Raw genomic sequence first — 18330 nt, forward strand, 5'->3', positions numbered from 1 at the left:
ACGCGGGCGCGCAGCGGTCAGATCAGAATTTAACCGGCCTATCGAGCTCCTTCACGTTCCAAGGAAGGCCGTGCGCATTGAGCATTTCCATAAAGGGATCAGGGTCCATCTGCTCCATGTTGAACACTCCCTCGCCTGACCAAGTGCCGCCAAGCATCATCGCGCTGCCTATCATTGCCGGCACGCCTGTGGTGTAGCTCACGCCCTGATTGCCGGTCTCTTCATAAGCGGCCTCATGGCTGCAAATGTTGTTGATGTAGAACGTCTTCTCGCCCGAACCATCCAAGGCCTCGCCGGTCGCGATCACGCCGATATTGGTGTTGCCAGTTGTGCTCTCACCCAAAGTCTCGGGCTTTGGCAAAACGGCGGCGAGGAATTGCAGCGGGATGATTTCCTTGCCCTGATATTTGATCGGCTCAATCCCCGTCATGCCAACATTCTGCAGAACGGTCAGGTGCTTGATATACTCATCGCCAAAGGTCATCCAGAACCGTGCACGTTCCAGTTCGGGGATAAATTTTGAGAGGCTTTCCAACTCCTCGTGATACATCAAATAGGCGTTACGTGGGCCGACCGCGTCAAAGTCAAACTCGGTCTTTACCTGCATTGCAGGGGTTTCGACCCAGCCGCCATTTTCCCAATGCCGCGCAGGCGCAGTCACTTCGCGGATGTTGATCTCTGGGTTGAAATTGGTCGCAAAGGCCTGACCATGATCGCCGCCATTGCAATCCAAAATGTCGAGCTGGCGGATGGTCTTCAGCTTGTGCTTACGCAGCCACATCGTGAAAACGCTCGTCACCCCCGGGTCAAAGCCCGAGCCAAGCAGCGCCATGATGCCAGCCTCTTTGAACCGGTCATGATAGGCCCATTGCCAATGATATTCGAACTTGGCTTCGTCCTTTGGTTCGTAATTGGCGGTGTCGAGATAATACACGCCGGTTTCCAAACAAGCGTCCATGATCGGCAGATCTTGATAAGGCAGCGCGAGATTGACGACGAGGCTCGGCTTAATCTGACGGATCAGATTGACCATCGCCGACACTTCTTCCGCATCGATCTCGTAAGTGCTGACATTTGCGCCCTCGCGCTGCTTCACACTGGCGGCAATCGCGTCGCACTTCGACTTCGTCCGACTGGCCAGATGAATGTCAGTGAAGATGTCGCCAAGCTGGGCCATCTTGTGAACGCACACCGAGCTGACCCCGCCTGCTCCGATTACCAAAACTGTCGACATAATTACGGCCTTTCAAATTCGAATCTTGTGCGCGCTCTAATGCAATGCGCTATGGCCGACAAATGATCCAAGAACTTACAAAAAATCCAACCCGAGACGGGGTTCTCGAGGCCGCCCGCAAGATTGCTGAAATTCTGCCGCCAACACCGCTTTTGCAAGTCAAGATTAATGGGACGCGGTGCTGGGTGAAGGCGGAGAATTTGCAGCCTGTCGGAGCTTTTAAGATCCGCGGCGGATGGCACCGGCTTTCGGCAATGACGAGCGAAGAGCGCGCTGGCGGGGTCGTGGCCGTATCCAGCGGCAACCATGCGCAAGGCGTTGCCTGGGCGGCGCGCAAACTGGGCATCAAAGCAACAATCGTGATGCCGCGCGACGCGCCTCAAGTGAAGCTCGACAACACGCGCGCGCTCGGCGCGGATATTGTGTTGTATGAGCGCCCCGGCGAAGATCGCGATGAAGTCGCAACCAAACTTATTGCAGAACGCGGCGGCACATTGGTCCATGCATTTGGCGACCCTTGGGTGATAGAAGGGCAAGGCAGCGCCGGTATCGAAATCACAGAGCAGTTGGGCGCAGAGCCAAGTGCAGTCTTGGCCTGCTGCGGCGGCGGGGGGCTTGCGGCGGGCCTTGGCCTCGCCTGCCCATCAGCCAAGGTTTACGCGGTTGAGCCGGTCGGTTGGGACATGGTCGGGCAAGCGATTGCCTCTGGAGAGTTGGTCACGGCCGCCGCAGACGCGCCAAAGACGATTTGCGACGCGCTGCAACCCTCCGCGACCAAGCAAATAAACCTCGATCTCCTGTCTGGACGGGCAGAAGCAGGTGTAACCGTGACCGATGACGAAGTCCTGGGCGCCCAGCGCTGGGCCTTTGCAAACCTGCGCCTTGTCGTGGAACCGGGCGGAGCCGCCGCTCTTGCCGCTGCGCTGGCAGGCAAAGTGCCGCTTGATGAGCGTACGGTCATCATGCTGACCGGCGGCAATGCCGATCCTGAGGACTTTGCGAAGACCATCGCCGGATAGACCTCGCCCAATCACGCCGCACTTTCAGCCACATTTGACAATCTGAATTGGCTCTCGCAGTTAGAGGTCAAGAGGGAGACAATCATGCAAGCGCAAATGCTCGCGCCAGCGGCGGTGCTGGTGGTATGGACAATCATCGTCCTATTCTGGATTATACCGCCACGTTTTGGTTCGCTTGCAAAGGTCGACAAGTCCAAACTGTCAGACAAGGCCGGCGGACGCGGGCAGGACCTTGAAGGGGTGATCCCGGATAAGGCGAATTGGCCTGCGCACAATCATACGCACCTGCACGAGCAACCGACATTGTTTTATGCAACGGTTGTGATCCTTGCGATTATGGGCGCTGGCGCCGCGGATGTCTTGCTCTCATGGGGCTATGTCGCGTTACGTATCCTGCATTCGCTTTGGCAAATTCTGGTGAACAAATTGCCAGTTCGCTTTGCTCTGTTTTTAGCCAGCACGATTATCCTGATAGTGCTCGCCATTCGGGCCGTAATGGCTACTCTTTTCTATAATCCCGGAGCTCTTCCAACATGATTGATACGATGATCCTCCAACCTGCGGTCGCGCTGATGATCTGGACGATGATCATGTGGGCCTGGATGTATGCGACCCGCATTCCGGCTATGAACAAATCGCCCGATATTGAGGAGCCCGCCAAGCTAGTCGGCACCACCGGGTCAGAATTGCGCTCCAAACTGCCTGAAAAGGTCAATTGGAAGGCCGACAATTACAATCACCTGCATGAACAACCGACCCTGTTCTACGCAGTGACAGTGGTTCTTGCGATCATTGGCGCAGGCGACGGCCCAAATGCGCTGCTGGCCTGGATTTACGTCGGACTGCGGATTGCGCACTCGCTGGTCCAAGTGACAGCTAACAAAGTGATGGTGCGCTTCGTTCTGTTCGCTTTGTCCAGCGTCGTACTGACAGCGTTGATCGGCAAAGCGGCGCTGATCCTCTTGTTCTAACGCGCTTATCTCACCCACAAAAAAGGGGCTCAGCTTGGAGCCCCTTTTCGTTTGTCATTGGCGCCCAGCGGCGCTCGTACTTTTACTCAGCCGCTTCGCTGACGGTTTCCTCGGCATCTTCGCGTGCGGCCAAAAAACGCTCTCCATCGAGCGCCGCCATACAGCCCATTCCCGCTGCCGTAACAGCCTGACGATAGACGTGGTCGGTCACATCGCCTGCGGCAAAGACGCCGGGAATGGCGGTCTTGGGCGTGCCCGGTTCGACGTCGAGATAACCGCTCTCATCCATCGCAAGTTTGCCTTTGAACAATTCGGTTGCGGGCGCATGGCCAATCGCCACAAATGCGCCATCGACTTCGAGTGTTGAGGTCTCGCCAGTTTGCGTGTCTTCCAGCACGAGGTGATGCAGCGCCCCGTCTTCACCCGCTTCGAAACTCTTCACCGTCTTGTTCCACAGCGTCGAAATCTTTGGCGACTTCATCAGGCGATCTTGCAAGATCTTTTCCGCGCGCAGTTCATCACGGCGGTGGATTAGCGTAACATCGTCGGAATGGTTGGTGAGGTACAGCGCCTCTTCAACGGCGGTGTTACCGCCGCCAATGACGGCGACCTTCTTGCCGCGATAGAAGAACCCATCACAGGTCGCACAGGCTGAGACCCCCTTACCGCCCAGTTCTTGCTCTCCGGGCGCGCCGAGCCATTTGGCTTGCGCTCCGGTGCAGATCACCAAAGTCTCACCGATATATTCATCGCCGCTGTCGCCAATGGCTTTAAACGGTGCGCCGCCTTCGAGATCGACCGAGACGATAGTGTCCCACATCATCCGTGTGCCGACATGCTCGGCTTGCGCTTTCATCTCTTCCATCAGCCACGGGCCCTGCACCACCTCACGGTAGCCGGGATAATTCTCGACATCGGTGGTGATGGTCAGGCTGACCGCCAGGTTGAAGCCCCTGGACCACAATCGGCTCCAGCATGGCGCGCGCGCCATAAATGGCCGCGCTATAACCCGCGGGGCCGGAGCCAATGATCAGCATCTTCGTGTGATGGGTAGCCATAATCGTATCTTTCAAAATTCAATTTCGTTGCCGTGAGATATGGGGATCGCAGGCCCGCTTGTCACGCCACCAACCGCTCTATCAGGCGAGCTTTCCTTGCCTCATCCACACCTAAAGTTTGCGCAAGATAGGTGTCGATCGAGCCATGATCGCGGGAAATTTCCGCAAAGTAGGTGTCAATATATTCGGGCAGCACGCCCATCAGGTTACGCCGCGCCTCTGCTGGAATGTCACCATAATGCGCGAGCATGCGCGGTAGCGACTGACGTTCAAGAATATGGACGGTGGGCGCATCATTGGTGCGCAGAAACTCTGTCACCACATCATCGCGGTGCACGCCGAGCGCATGCAGCAGCAGGCTGGCGGCGATCCCAGTGCGGTCCTTACCCGCAAAGCAATGGACCAGATTGCCGCCATCGCGGTTCGCCAAAGACTCAAAATAGCGCGTAAACATATCGATCATCGCGGGATTTACCGGCATTCGGGTGTAAACGGCGATCATCCGCTCGCGCGCTTTTTCTGCCGTCATCTTGGCCGCACCAGCCGCTTCGTGCGGGGGCGAGTTGCTGGTCTCACCATCATAGGCGATCACCTGCGCTGAGAATTCATCATGGCGCCGGCATGGAAACCCGCTACGCTCGCTGCTGCCGCGCAGATCGACAATGGTGCGAATGTCGAGGCGCTGGATCAGATCTAGGTCAGCATCGCTTGCCTCCATATGCTGGCCAGAGCGGAACAACAGGCCTGTGCGCACTCTGCCACCGCCCGCCACGGCATAGCCGCCATAATCGCGAAAATTGTGAATGCCGTCAGTCTGCTCGAACGGGATTGGGTCATGCTCTCGAATCATGCCGCAGACAGTGACAGGCGCGCCGTCGAACGGCAACGTCCGTCCTTTTGAGTCACCAGAAACTACAGCTGAGCGCTTATGGCAAACCCCTTAGGTAGTATCGCTGGGAACCCGGCAAAGCTGAAATTGAGGCCAAGAGAATTAGACTGGTGAAGGACGGGGAGAGACGACGAGACGGAAAACACTATGGCTTATGTCCTTATCGCCGATGACGATGACATCGTCGCAGGCCTTGCTTCAGAAGCGCTCATCGACGCTGGGCACGCCTGCGGTTGGGTGACCAATGGCGTCGAAGCATGGGACCTTTTGCAAAAGCGGCGCCCAGACGTCCTTTTGCTCGATCAAAATATGCCAGGCATGTCAGGCTGCGCACTGCTGCGGAAAATTCGCAGCTCTCCTTCGCTGTATGATCTGCCGGTGATCATGTTCACCGCACTGACTGGCATTCGCGACGAGGAGCAAGCAATTTATGCGGGCGCACAGGATTACATTCGCAAGCCATTTCAGCCCAGCAAGATCGCGGGGCGGATTGAACGGCTGATCCAGCAGCGCGCTGGGCGCGGACATACAGATCTGCGGACCTATCTTGAGAAAAGTTCAGGCTGGGAGCCGGAGCCAAACATGGCTGTGCGGCGCGCGATTTGATCGCGCCAACCCGGAGTTAGTTCGCGGTCGCGCCTGCCAAATCACCGCAGAAATCCAGCGTCCATTCCTGGATGTTTTCATAGCGCACCGTTGGGAGCATCGCTTCAAAACGGCTTTTGCGCTCTGCCAGTGGCATGTCGAGCGCGAGGTTGATCGCGCGCGCCAGATCGTCTGGACTGTGCGGATTGACCAAGACGGCGCCTTTCCCATCACAGCCAAGCTGCTGCGCTGCACCAGCAAAATCGGACAACAGAAGCACGCCGGGATCTTCCGGGTCTTGCGCAGCGACATATTCCTTCGCGACCAAGTTCATCCCATCGCGGAGCGGCGTAACAAGGCCAATCTTGGACGCCCGGAAAAATCCGTACAATTCGGCATGGCTGTATCCCCGGTTCACATAGCGGATCGGGACGAGATCCACCTCGCTTCGCGCACCGTTGATCTGCCCGGTTTTCTGCTCGAGTTCGGCGCGAATTTTCTGATAGCTATCAACATCTTCGCGGCTCGGCGGAGCGATCTGAATAAACACTAAATCTCGGGTGCGCTCGGGATGCTGGTCGAAGAACCGCCCAATTCCGTCGATACGCTCCGGCAGGCCCTTAGAATAATCGAGCCTATCAACACCAATCATCGCGGTCCGATTGCGGGTTGAAGCGAGGAAGCGCTGCTCAGCGGCCTTCGCCTCTTCATTCGCGCCCTGACTTTGGAAATGGTCCCAGTCTATCCCTATCGGATAGGCTTTAGCCCGAGTCTCTCGGCCTTCAAAGGCGATGCGGCCAGTCGTCTCATCAACCTCAGCGCCAAGCTCGTTTTCGCAATAATGCAGGAAGCTTCCAAGCCATTCCTCTGTTTGAAAGCCGATCAAATCATAGTCGAGTAAGGTCCGTACCAGCCGCTCATGAAACGGCAGAGAGGTCAGAAGCCGGGTTGGCGGCCAAGGGATATGCAGAAAGAAACCAATACGGTTTTTCACGCCGCGTTCGCGTAGTCGCTCTCCCAAAGGGATCAGGTGATAATCGTGCACCCAAACGAGGTCATCTTCCTCGATCAGCGGCAGCACGCTCTCAGCAAAGCGGTCATTGACGCGCTCATACCCTTTGCCGGTTTTGCTCTCATACTCAGTGAGATCGATCCGGTAGTGAAATAGCGGCCACAGCGTCGAATTGGCGTATCCGTTGTAATATTCATCAACGTCGCGCTTGGACAAATCGATCGTTGCGGTGGTCACGCCGTCGCCGCGCTGGATATTCATATTGCCGGTGCGATCTTCGCTTTCTTGGCCTGACCAGCCAAACCACAACCCGCCGTTCTCTTTAAGCGCTGCGTTGAGAGCGCCCGCCAGCCCGCCTTGAGCGCCAGCCGCGCCCCGTGCCTTGGGCACGGCCACACGATTGGAAATGACGACAAGTCTGTTCTTTGGGCGGGTTATCGCACTTCACTCCAGGATTTGGACAACAGTCCGGCACAATTGATTACCCCTACAAGCGAGTAGGTCTGCGGGAAGTTCCCCCACAGCTCGCCAGTTTCGTAATCCAAGTCTTCGGATAGCAGGCCGCTTTGCGTGGTGTGGCTTAGCATGGTGTCGAACAAAGTGCGCGCTTCCGCATCGCGCCCGGCCAAATGCAGCGCCTCGATCAGCCAGAATGTGCAGACGTTAAACGCGGTCTCTGGGGCGCCGAAGTCATCCTCTGCTGCATAACGCAGCATGTGATCGCCGCGGCGCAGATCACGCTCGATGGCAGCGAAGGTCGACTGAAACCGCTCATTATCAGGCGAAAGGAAACGCAGCTCCACCATTTGAAGGAGGCTCGCGTCGAGATAATCGCTCTCAAAGCTCGCGCCGTAATGCCCCCCTTGCGCGCCCTCGCCCTCTTTCCAAGCATCTTTCTCAATTCGCGCACGAATGGCGTCCGCGCGTTCCTGCCAATAAGCGCGGCGGTCGATTTGACCGATCCGCTCAGCAACATTGGCGAGCCTGTCACACGCCGCCCAGCACATGATCGCAGAATAGGTGTGAACCTCTTGCCGAGTGCGGAATTCCCACAGGCCTGCGTCCGGTTGATCGTGCATCTTCCACGCCATTTCACCGACTTCTTCGAGCGCCTCGAAGTCTTCGGTCTTGGCAGTGCGCAGCAGGCGCCGGTCGAAAAACGCCTGCACCGTGGGCAGGACGATCTGGCCGTAGCAATCGTGCTGGATCTGTTTGTAGGCCGCGTTCCCGCGCCGCACTGGCCCCATAGAGCGATAGCCGGCCAGATGCGCGGCGGTGGTCTCATCGAGCTCGCTTTGCCCCATCACCGAATACAGCGGTTGGATCTGACCGCCCTTCGCGCCGTCCACGATATTGCGCAGATAGGCGAGATATTTCTCCAGCACATCGAGCGCGCCCAAACGGTTGAGCGCCTGCACAGTGTAATAGGAATCACGGATCCAGCAGTAGCGATAATCCCAATTGCGCTCCGTATTGGCGGCCTCTGGGATAGACGTCGTCAGCGCAGCAACAATCGCGCCCGTTTCTTCATGCTGGCACAGCTTCAGCGTGATTGCGCAGCGGATGACCTCGTCTTGCCATTCCAATGGAATATGCAGACCGCGCGTCCAATGCTGCCAATATTTGCGCGTCTTTTGCTCCATTGAGCGGACGGCCTCGCGAAGGTTCCCAACGAAGGGTTCGTCCGGCCCAAGGAAGAAATGGGTGTCCGCTTCAACCCGAAAGGCCCGGCCTTCCTGAATGTATCCAACCGCCGCATCAGTCGACAGGCGCAGCGACTGCTTACCTGCGATATAACGGATGTGATTGGTGCCATGTGTGGTCTCGGCCAGCTCCGCACCGTAATTCTTGGTCGGGTTGAGCACGACTTTGATCCGCGGCGTTCCCGCGACGGGGCGCACGATCCTGACATAGGCAACCGGCCGGTACATTCTCCCTGACCGCTCAAAACGAGGGCAGAAATCGAGAATTTCGACCGCGCTGCCATCATCGGCTGTCAGAGTCGTGACGAGGTTCGGCGTATTGCGGATATATTCCTGAGCCGAGCTGACCTGCCCTTCCAACTCGAACCGCCAGATCCCGGCATCGCGCTGATCACCATTGAGCAGAGCGGAGAAAACTGGATCGCCATCAACGCGCGGTACACAGCCCCACACCAATGCTCCGGTCTTGTCGACAAGGCCGGAAACTTGGCAATTGCCAATTGGCCAAAGTTCAAGGTTGGGAACGTGCACAATGGGGTTATTCATAGTCCAAGCCAATCATGCACAGATGCCACCTCTGGCAGAGCGAATTGCGCCATAGTTTCTGCTCCATTTGTTGCTCGCTCACCGACGACAATCCCAATCCCGTCGAGGCTCTGGCAGGCTTCAAACCCGGCCTCATCGGTCAAATCATCGCCGAGAAAGATGGGTCGTGATCCCTTAAAGGGAGGTGTTTGCATGAATGCGAGCACCGCCTCGCCCTTGCTTGTACCGTGGGAGACGAGCTCTGCTACGCATTTGCCGCTTTGCGCGCGCCAACCATGCTCAGCGGCGAGCTGTTCGGCAAAGCTATGCACGAGATCCGCCTTTTCGGGCGCACTGCGATAATGGAGTGCGCCGCCATGTGGCTTTTCTTCATATGCGACATCATGCTCATCCGCGAAGGCTTTCAAAGCCGCCTCAATAGCGCTGGGAAGGCCGTGATCCTGTACCCGCAACAATGCGCCATCAGCATCGAGCATTTCCGCACCGTGAGACCCTGCATAAGCCAGCGACGCCGCGCCAATGTAGTGTTTGAGCTCAGCAATCGACCGGCCGCTAACGAGAGCGCAGCGTTGATCCAATTGGCGAGCGAGTTCGGACAGACCCTGCCCCAGCCCGTCAGGCACCGCGATCGCATCAGGTTTTGAAGCCAGATCGACCAATGTTCCGTCAAAATCGAGGAAAAGCGAGACTGCTCCGCTCGCGGCCAAAAAAGCAAGCGATGGCGGATCGGAGAGGTCAGGGGTCGCGGCCATTACGAGCGACATATACCCTCGCTGTGTCAGGTCAATCGGGCAGGCCGCGCATTACGTATGCACGGCCAAGAACTTACCGCTCTTATTCGACGATATAGCGGACGCGCAGCGTAAATGTGCTGTTGCCCGCCATTGCGCCGCTAGGGCTCAAACGGAAGTCAGTTACCGCGCTGTCGCAGCCGTCCGTATCCGCGACTGGACTGTAGCCAAAATTGCTGCCGTTGGTGTCGGAGAATTCGAGGTCGTCCGCTCCCGATCCAATGCTGGCAAAGCTGTATGTCAGACCAGTGCTCGCGCCCGGCTCAGCAAAGATAACCGGTCCACTCGCCTCTGAAATCAAACACATTTTCGCGTCTGCCGGACCATCATCGGTCACGACAACGCTATCCGCGTCGGTCGCGCCTGGGCCGGTGTTTGATACCGTAATCAGATACTCGACCAAAGCGCCGGGAATTGCCTTGGGATTGGTGGTACCGTTCACCGGATCGGAAATGACCGAGCTGATCTTCGTCACCGAGATGTTGGGCAATTCTGGCGTACAGAAGGTGAAATCATGGATTGCGATGCTCTGATTGCCGGGATTGGCCGGCGCGCCAGGGCCATTGCCGTATTCGATCACAATTGTGTCAATCGGATCGAGGAAGGTGAATGTGCCATCACCCTCGTTCGTGGTGTCGCCTGCTCCGCCGCTGCCAATCAAGGAAGGGCCACTGATCGTATTCGCGTTGCCACTGGTCAGCACCGCATTCACCACCACCCCATTCAACAGGCCGAATACGGTGACGCGGTCCTGAAAACTGGATGACTGGTCAATATCAAATACCGTGAACTGCGCTCCGGTTACTACGCGCGGCAATGTCACGGTGGTGACAACTTCCTGGTTGCGATCGTTGTTGTCAGCATTGAAAGCGAGAGCATCTTGCGCTGGGCTGAGACCGCCAGAAACCGCAGTGGTCAGGATTGGTGTTTGGCCGCCAAAAGAGGCCCGACTGGTCAGGTTTGCACTGGAAACGATGTCGAACTCAATCGTCCCCCAAGTGCTCAGTGGATAGCTATTATTCAGGCTGCCCGCTGCCCATGCAACCGCATCCCAATCGAAGACTGACTGGCCCGCAGGGCAGGCCAAAACAGGCGGTGTGCTGGGCGGATTGGCCGCGACAACAAAACTCTCCGACGCGAAGTCGTCTTCGCTCGCCACTCCATTGTTTACGGTTGAATCTGGGTCTGGCAGATTGCTCGAGATGATCTCTGCCGTGTTGGTAACGGTGCTTCCTGCGGCAGCGGAGATAAAACCTTGTATGTTGATCGTAGCGCTGGCGCCGGGTGCCAATGTGCCAACAGTCCATTCACCCGTCCCAGAGTCGAAACTACCATCCCCGCTCGCCCCATCAAAAGTAAAGCTGGCCGGGAGGCTATCATCCACCACAATTCCAGTAGCGGGAGCTTCCGAAGACGCTGAGTTGGTGACGACCAATTGCCACGTAACAAAACCACCATTGCTCGGAGGTGAGCCAAGTAAAGTCTTGGTCAGCGACAAGTCAGCCGTCAGACTATCAAAGGCAAAATCAGAGATCGTCGAAAATTGATTGCCAGGGTCGCCTGTGCCAGCGTTACTGAAATAGACGATTTGAATTCGGCGCACTTGCTGAGTGTTAAAGTCAAATGTCAGATCGCCATCCGTGGCGGCCTGAGCAGAAGGCGAAATTCCAGTCCAACCATTGACGGTCGCATTGTTGGTGCGATCGATTGCTGAGCCGGCTGTCCAAAAAGCGGTGTTTGTCGCCGCATTACTGAAAGCGCCCGTTAAGTCATCATCGTAGTAGACCTCCATCGCATCGCCGAAATTGCCGCTATCGATGTCATTAATGGAGAAGTTGAGATTAGACACGGCGCGATTGAGCGTGATCGTGACCACAATGCGATCGTCCGGATCAAAAGCTTGGTTGTTAAAGCTCATCAACAATGGAGACGTTGACGCACCGACATTGCCGGCAAAAAAGCTTAAGAAATCAGCTCCAAATGCCGGTACGAACGTACCGTCACCGTCGTCGGTGACGGAGAAGTCAACTTGCGCCGTGGTACCATCGGAGCCAGAAACCACCGTTCCGCTTGGCCAAGCGCCAAAGCTCGCAACGCCCGCATCAGCCCAATCAATATCGGCGTCCTGTGCCACGACCGCGCTCGGCATGAGCGCTGCGAATACCGCAGCCAATGCAAGCACCGTCAACTTCGCGCGAGTAATCAAGCTCGCCTTAGCGCTCATCGGCCCAGACCCAAGAAACTGAATGTATCGGTGTCGAATTTCACTCGGATCGAAGCAAACACGCCTTTATCGGTGTTGCGCGCTGCCGAGAAGTCCTCGTCGCGGAAACCTTCGACATTGTAACCCACAGTCAGCAACATGCCGTCCGCCGGGACGAAACCGATGTGCGGGCCGTATGAGAAACTGGTGACATTATCTTCCAGATTTGCGCGAACAGTGGTGGTTGCACCGATCTCAAACCGCTCGCCGATACCGACGCGCGCATCAAGCCCGGCCAATACACTTGTCCCAGAAAATTCTGTGCCCTCGAAACGGTCGAGATTGTAACGGCCGCCGACGAACAGCGACAGCTCATCGCGGCGGGTCTGGCGCAGATTGCCATTGTCATCGCGGTCCCAATCGCTTGGTGACCAATTGGTTGAAACGCTGGCGACCAGGCGGCGCGAACGTGCATCGCCAGTCACGGTCAGAGCCGTGCGACCAGCAGCGCCCGCTTCGCCAGCGATTGCTCCGCGAACGGTGTCGCTGCGATATTCAAGCTTGCCCAAAGTCGCGAATTCAGATGAGTCCGGACGGTGCGCAAACGCGAGGCTTGCGTCAAAGATCTCGGTGGTCGCGCCGTTTTCAGCGGTCGCTTCGGTCCATGTCGCGCCGGAGCCGACGATGCTGCCTTGGCCAAGCTGACGGATTGCGCCGACGGTAAGGCCTTTACGCTCAGCAAACTCGCCATCGCGGTATTCGCCGCGAGCGGTCGCGCTCCAGCGATCCTTGCGCCATGCAGCGCCAAGAGTAACCGCGGTGAAGTCTTCAAACTGCGAATTGCCCGTCGGCTGGCCGCCGCTTGCAACAGGTTGATCAGCGTTGATCACATTGATCGCGGCCGGTTCGCCATTCAGCGTACGGCTGCCATCAATCGTCGCGTCCAGCGTCAGCGCCGGGCTGACTTGCAGAGATTGCGACAGGCCAAAGGCTGCGAAGCTGCGATTGCCGAACTCGCCAATGTTTTGCTGGCCCAAGGTCGTGACGACTTGCGCGCCCTGCCATGGGGTCACTTCGATGCCGCCGCGAACTGTGCGGGCATTGATGTTCTCGCCGTTGGCGATCTCATACTGACCGACCAGACGAATATCGTTTGTGATGGCATAGCGAGCACCAAACCGGTGACGGGTCGGCAGATCAACGCTCTCTGTCGCGTCCAGAGCAATGGCACTGGTCGCGCTGAGTTCCAGCTTGTTGTCGAGGAAACGCTGGCTGATACCGCCTTCCAACACAGTCGACTTGTTGCGCGTGCCATGGGCCAGGCGATCGTTGAAATGCGCCAGGCCCACGGTGAGATCAGTGTTTTGCGTGGTGTAACCCAATTGCGGCTGAGCGGCACGGCGGCGGCTGTCGTCGGTCAGGCTGTCATCTTGCCAAACGCTGGCGACCAGATTGAGGTCGTCGCTGATCAGCAAACGGCCATCGACACCAAACTTGCGGCGACCTTGCTCTGCGCCGTTCTGCTGACCAACGCCGTAATCGGCGTCAAGCGAGCGGGCGTAGGCCAGCAAGTCGAGCTTGCCAGTTTGGTGCTGAGCTTCAATCAGCCAGCCATTGGAGGTGGTGCCCTCAGTGCGGCTCAGGCCAAGCTCAGCGCGCAGTTCGGTGTTTTCATCTAGCTGAGCGCGCAGATCAATTGCGCCCAGATTGGTGCGAGCGCCCTCGCCTTTGTCGGTGATCGCGCTGGCGCCGATACGAAGGTTGCCGCTCTTGCTCGTCCAGTCGACACGGACGCCAGCATTCAGTTCGCCTTCACCCAAGCCATCAATTTCGTAATTAATTACAATGAATTGTGGATTCAGGTTGAAATCGCGGCTGAGCACTGGCTCAGAGAAGGTGATCGCTCCCGACAGCAGATCGATGTCATAATCGATAAAGCGAGACAGTTCTCTCGAGGAAACAACCAGTTCAGACCGGAACCTATCGCGCACTTCAAGGGTAACACGCTCGCTGTTGGCGAGGATGCTACGGCTCGACAGGCGGTATGGACCGCTGATGCCCTGGCCCTGAATTTCATCACGGCGGAGCCGCGTTGAAATCTCAGCGGCAAAGGCTTGCGCCTTCACTTGGCCAAAGCGAGCTTCGCCCTTCAGGCCAGTAGCTGTGCGGTTGTAGCGTGCGAGCTGGGTCTGATCAAAGCCCGTTTCGAAATCACCATACAGCGCATAGAAAGTTGAGCTCTCAATGCGGACATAGAGGTTTTCACGGCTAGCCGCGTCAAACCGGCGGCTCGAACCATCGGCGAAAACTGTGTAATAAGCCTGCGGATCAATCGCGCCGAGCACGCGCTGATCTTCGCGTTGTTTCGCGCTATCATAGGCCAACGTCAGCAGGTACCGACCGAGCACCCGACCCTTGGCATAAAGCGCAATGCGCGCATCATCGCCAAGATCGCTGGCGAAGTTGCCCGCGCGCTCCATGTTATCGGCAACGCTTTTCGCGCCAACAGTGCCCTCAGCAAGACCAATGATGGTCCATTCGATATCGCCTGGCTCAATCCATGCTTCGAGTTCCTGAGTGCGAACAATCTCGCCATCATCAAAGCGGAAGTCCAAACGCAGCGAACCGGAAACCATGGTCGGTGCCAGTTCGATGTGCGCAATGCCATCGCTGCCCTTAACAACCCAGCGAGCTGAGCTTGGTGCAAGACCAGTAAGCTGGTTCAATTGCTGGCGATCGATCTGCTCGGCGCTCTCGTAAGGGGCGTTCAACATGAATTCGCCCGAGACGCCTTCGCGCAGCGGACGGTTGTTGCGGTCCAGCACGCGCACCGCGACAACAGGACGGGTCCGGCCATCAGCAATCAGGTTCGATTGTTCTGGTACGAGTTGAACTTTTGCTGGTGAGGTTGTGAAGAACACCTCGCGGGTGATCGTCTCATTGATCTCGCCAAATGAGTTGATCACATCTGCTTCCAACACCGTGCGCTCGCCGTCCAATGGGACGCCGCGCCAGGTGCTGACGGCAAACTTGCCGCGCTGAGGCTTCTTGGTGCCATCAAAAGTGAGTGGGTTCACCGGCTCGCCATCGACGCGCAGAACAATCTTCTGCCCCTTACGGTGGCGGATCGCCACGCGAATGGCTGGCGCACGCGGGTTGTGGTCTACTTCTGGGGTCAACCAGCCGTCTGGACCATCGCCCAATGCAATCCAATCGGTTGCTGGTGAAGGCGCTGGTACGGTTTGTTCTTGGACAGCGCCGAGTGTCGGACGCTCTGCCCGCAGAGCGCCGCCGCCGCCGAGAGCGTCTTCGCCGCCGGTAAGCTGAGCTGGCGTGGCTGTAGGAGCTGCCTGAGCGTCAATTTCGCGTGCAATTGCGCCCTCTGGCGTGGTTTCAGCCAAAGGTGCAACCGGTTCGAGCGCGCCCTCGGGCACGATCGCGTGGAAATCTGCGACCATCAGGCTGCCGCCTTGGCCGATGATGAAGCGTGAATTGGCGCTGCCCGCGCTGCGGGTTGAACGATGACAATCGACGAAACGCGCACCCTCAGGCAGAGTCATGCGCGAAGCTTGGACCACGTGCGTGCCTGGTACGACGCCTTCAAAGTGATAGCGGCCATCGGCATCCGTGATTGCAAAGCTGCCATCTACAAGCATGACGCGCACGCCTGGAATGCCGCGGCGCGGATTGCGCAGCGAACAAGGCCCAGCGGTGATGCGGCCAATGATTGTCATGCGGTCGGCAATGCCGTCGCGCTCAATGTCGATAACGGCGCTTGCCCGTGCAATTCGGCCAAGTGAATCAATAGTTTGTGCGTTGTTCGCGGCGCGTCCTGGTGACGCGTCTGCGCGGACAACCATCGCATATGTGACACGGCGCGAGCCACCTGCGGCAATATCGCCCAGGGCAATCGACAAGGCGCTGCCATCAGGTGCGAATGTCACCGCATCGGGATCTTGGACGCCATCAATTCGGACGCTATCCGCACGAAAACGCAGCGACGATGACGCGATATCACTCAGAGTAACTTCGCGCTTAACTCGCGCAGGATCTGGGTTCGTCGCCGTCAGCGTGTAAAACACAACATCGCCCGGCTGCACGCGGTCACGCGAAGCCGTTTTGGTGAGGCCTATATCAAGGCTTGGGCGATCAAGCGGAATGTCGATTTGAACCGGAGTTGGATCAACCAGTTCAAATGAACCGCCAAATGAGCCGCCCTGGATGACAAATTCGCGGCCATCCGGCCGGGTCAGCTGCGCAAGCGCGTCGCGCGAAACCACGGAAGGCGCGGTGTAAGGCTCCGGCGGCTCTATAATCAGGCGATAACGACCAAGCGATGTAAGCGGGAACCAGTATTCGCCTGGCCCAACCGGGAACACATTGCCAGCGCCATCAGTGATTGGCTGGCCTGAAATTACCGTTGAAGGCCATGGGGTTACACCGTCCTCGGCAAACACTGTCGCTGGCAAACCAGTTGCATCATCAACCAAAGTGACGACCGCACCATCAACAGGCTCACCGGTCTCACTGTCGAACACAACGCCAAATGGATCAGCCAGAACCTCAACATCGGTTTGGACGATAATATCGTCTTGTCCGACCAATGAAGCTGCAATTTCGATCGTCTCACCATCAGCAATGCTGAGGCGGCAATCGCCTTGAACAGCAGCGGGCGGTGCACGGCGCGTTGGAATTTGACCGACAAAAATGCCCGTATTTGGGCCAGTTTCGAAGATTGTTTCGGTCTCTCTGTCGCCAGAGCTGGTGGTAATCACGACATTTAGGCTGTCAATCGCGTCAGAAGCGACGTTTGCGGCTGCTGCTTGAACTTCAAACAGCAAATCTTGACCCGGACGCAGCACGCTTGTTGGCTCTGCACCTGTGATTTGGACCATAGTTTGGTTGGGACCGCCAATGCCTTGCACCCCTTGACCAGCGACATTGCAAAGTGGCGCTTGGAAAGAGAGGTCGACAACGCCGCTTGGCGCAGAACGAAGGGCACGAATTTCAGGCGGTGCCTGCGTTACCTCAATGGTTACTTCGTTTGAGCTGGTGCTCGCCGGAGTGCCATTAAACTGCCAAGTCGCCTCGGCAATATTGGTAATCGTATTGGTAGTGGTGGTGGCAGACTGCGCGCGTGCCCCCTCTCCAAGCACGACGAAAGGCAGCAGCACTAACATAAGTGCTGCTGCCAGTCGGCTTAGAGAGAGGGCTACACGCAAAGTCTAAGTCCGCTCTATCAGTCGATTTCGACGCGGAAGTAGAGCGAGCGCGTTTGGCCGGCTGCTATATCACTCAGCGTGCCAGCGACTTCGTCTTCGCCGCTTGGGCCAGTGCCCGCACTAAACGAAGCGTCGCCGCCAGGAACGCCGTTTGAACCGCCGGTGCATGCCGCATCGCCGTCAACGAAAATGCCGAACGCTGGGACAAAAGTCACATCGCCTGGCAGCAAGTCGTTCACGTTAACGCTGGTGGCAGTCGCCGCGCCCGAACCGTTGGCCACGGTGATGCAATATTCGATAATCGCACCTGGGATGGCTTTCGGGTTGGTCGTGCCGTTCACTGGATCGCTGAAGATCGAGCTGGTTTTGGCAACAGTGACAGCAGCCGCGGCTACTTCATATGTACCAAGATCCGAGAAGTCGCCTTGGTTGGCGGCATCGGTTGTACCAGCGCCGTCAGCCAGAACCGTGTCTACGCCCGCAGTGTTTGCACCAGGGGTAGCAGTCAGTTCTGTTGCGCCAAGCGAGCCAACATTGCCGCTGTTGAAGGCATTTGCCGTCAGAACAACGTCGAATTCGTCGCCATCCGTTGCGGCAAGACCGATATCGGCAACTACAAGGACTTCGACGACCTCATCTTCCGCGACTTCGTCGAGGAAAGTGATTGGGCCAGCAGCAAGTTCAGCTGCACTCAATGCGCCGTTGCCATCAGCATCGAGATAAATCTCGAAGTTGGCGATGTTCCCGGCTGTACCTGCGTTCAGAGCAGTGCTCAAATCGAGGTCAACTATGTCGTTCGACAGGTTGGTTACATCAAATGCAAGCACAACGTTCTGCTCACCAGGCGACACCGAGGTGTTGCTAGTGCCAGTGAAGTCGACAAGCACGTTGACCTTGCGGTCGACCGTGAACGTGTCAGACGCCGTCTGCTCAGTTTGGTCAACGCCGCCGACCTGATAGGCGACGGAGACGTTGTTGGTGATCGTGTCACCGGCTGTGGTTCCCTCAGCAAAAGCTGGCGCGCTGCTCATCGCAACGAGCGCAACCGCACTGACGGCACCCAGCAATTGGGTGGTTGGTCTCATGTTGGAGTTCCT

Annotated in this window: 12 protein-coding genes and 1 pseudogene; 4 read left to right on the plus strand and 9 right to left on the minus strand. The window is 57.4% G+C overall.

Annotated elements, in window-relative coordinates:
* Nucleotides 1-22 precede the first annotated feature (22 nt).
* A complete protein-coding gene (locus AC0V6M_RS14610; RefSeq protein WP_486139508.1) occupies nt 23-1234 on the minus strand; it encodes a saccharopine dehydrogenase family protein in 1212 nt (403 codons plus the stop codon).
* 62 nt (nt 1235-1296) lie between these two features.
* Between AC0V6M_RS14610 and AC0V6M_RS14615 the strand changes: the two genes are divergently transcribed.
* From AC0V6M_RS14615 to AC0V6M_RS14625, 3 genes are all read left to right on the plus strand, one after another.
* Nucleotides 1297-2253: a threonine ammonia-lyase gene (locus tag AC0V6M_RS14615; protein WP_486139509.1), complete on the plus strand. Its 957-nt coding sequence runs from the start codon at nt 1297-1299 to the stop codon at nt 2251-2253.
* 84 nt (nt 2254-2337) lie between these two features.
* Nucleotides 2338-2790, plus strand: a complete 453-nt coding sequence (locus AC0V6M_RS14620) for an MAPEG family protein (RefSeq protein ID WP_486139510.1) — start codon at nt 2338-2340, stop codon at nt 2788-2790.
* A complete protein-coding gene (locus AC0V6M_RS14625) occupies nt 2787-3224 on the plus strand; it encodes an MAPEG family protein (protein ID WP_486139511.1) in 438 nt (145 codons plus the stop codon). The genes AC0V6M_RS14620 and AC0V6M_RS14625 overlap by 4 nt, the downstream gene beginning before the upstream one ends.
* 82 nt (nt 3225-3306) lie before the next feature.
* Here AC0V6M_RS14625 and trxB read toward each other — a convergent pair.
* A pseudogene (gene trxB / locus AC0V6M_RS14630) lies at nt 3307-4282 on the minus strand (thioredoxin-disulfide reductase).
* A gap of 61 nt (nt 4283-4343) precedes the next feature.
* On the minus strand, nt 4344-5168 hold the full coding sequence (locus tag AC0V6M_RS14635; protein ID WP_486139512.1) for a tyrosine-protein phosphatase: 825 nt from the start codon (nt 5166-5168) through the stop codon (nt 4344-4346).
* A gap of 150 nt (nt 5169-5318) precedes the next feature.
* On the opposite strand from AC0V6M_RS14635, the gene AC0V6M_RS14640 reads away from it, so the two are divergent.
* Entirely contained in the window at nt 5319-5777 is a 459-nt protein-coding gene (locus tag AC0V6M_RS14640; RefSeq protein WP_486139513.1) for a response regulator, read from the plus strand.
* Between the two features lie 16 nt (nt 5778-5793).
* On the opposite strand, the gene AC0V6M_RS14645 is transcribed toward AC0V6M_RS14640, so the two are convergent.
* From AC0V6M_RS14645 to AC0V6M_RS14670, 6 genes are all read right to left on the minus strand, one after another.
* Nucleotides 5794-7158 (minus strand): alpha,alpha-trehalose-phosphate synthase (UDP-forming), encoded by a 1365-nt coding sequence (locus AC0V6M_RS14645; RefSeq protein WP_486139514.1) that lies wholly within the window; start codon nt 7156-7158, stop codon nt 5794-5796.
* A 44-nt stretch (nt 7159-7202) separates the two neighbouring features.
* Nucleotides 7203-9017, minus strand: a complete 1815-nt coding sequence (locus tag AC0V6M_RS14650) for a glycoside hydrolase family 15 protein (protein ID WP_486139515.1) — start codon at nt 9015-9017, stop codon at nt 7203-7205.
* Nucleotides 9014-9769: a trehalose-phosphatase gene (otsB, locus tag AC0V6M_RS14655; RefSeq protein WP_486139516.1), complete on the minus strand. Its 756-nt coding sequence runs from the start codon at nt 9767-9769 to the stop codon at nt 9014-9016. Before otsB ends, AC0V6M_RS14650 begins: the two co-directional genes overlap by 4 nt.
* An 82-nt stretch (nt 9770-9851) precedes the next feature.
* Entirely contained in the window at nt 9852-12032 is a 2181-nt protein-coding gene (locus tag AC0V6M_RS14660; RefSeq protein WP_486139518.1) for a DUF11 domain-containing protein, read from the minus strand.
* Nucleotides 12029-17191, minus strand: a complete 5163-nt coding sequence (locus tag AC0V6M_RS14665) for a hypothetical protein (RefSeq protein ID WP_486139519.1) — start codon at nt 17189-17191, stop codon at nt 12029-12031. Before AC0V6M_RS14665 ends, AC0V6M_RS14660 begins: the two co-directional genes overlap by 4 nt.
* Before the next feature lie 59 nt (nt 17192-17250).
* On the minus strand, nt 17251-18318 hold the full coding sequence (locus AC0V6M_RS14670) for a hypothetical protein (RefSeq protein WP_486139520.1): 1068 nt from the start codon (nt 18316-18318) through the stop codon (nt 17251-17253).
* Nucleotides 18319-18330 lie beyond the last annotated feature (12 nt).

The sequence above is a fragment of the Erythrobacter sp. JB3-1 genome (assembly GCF_057364995.1).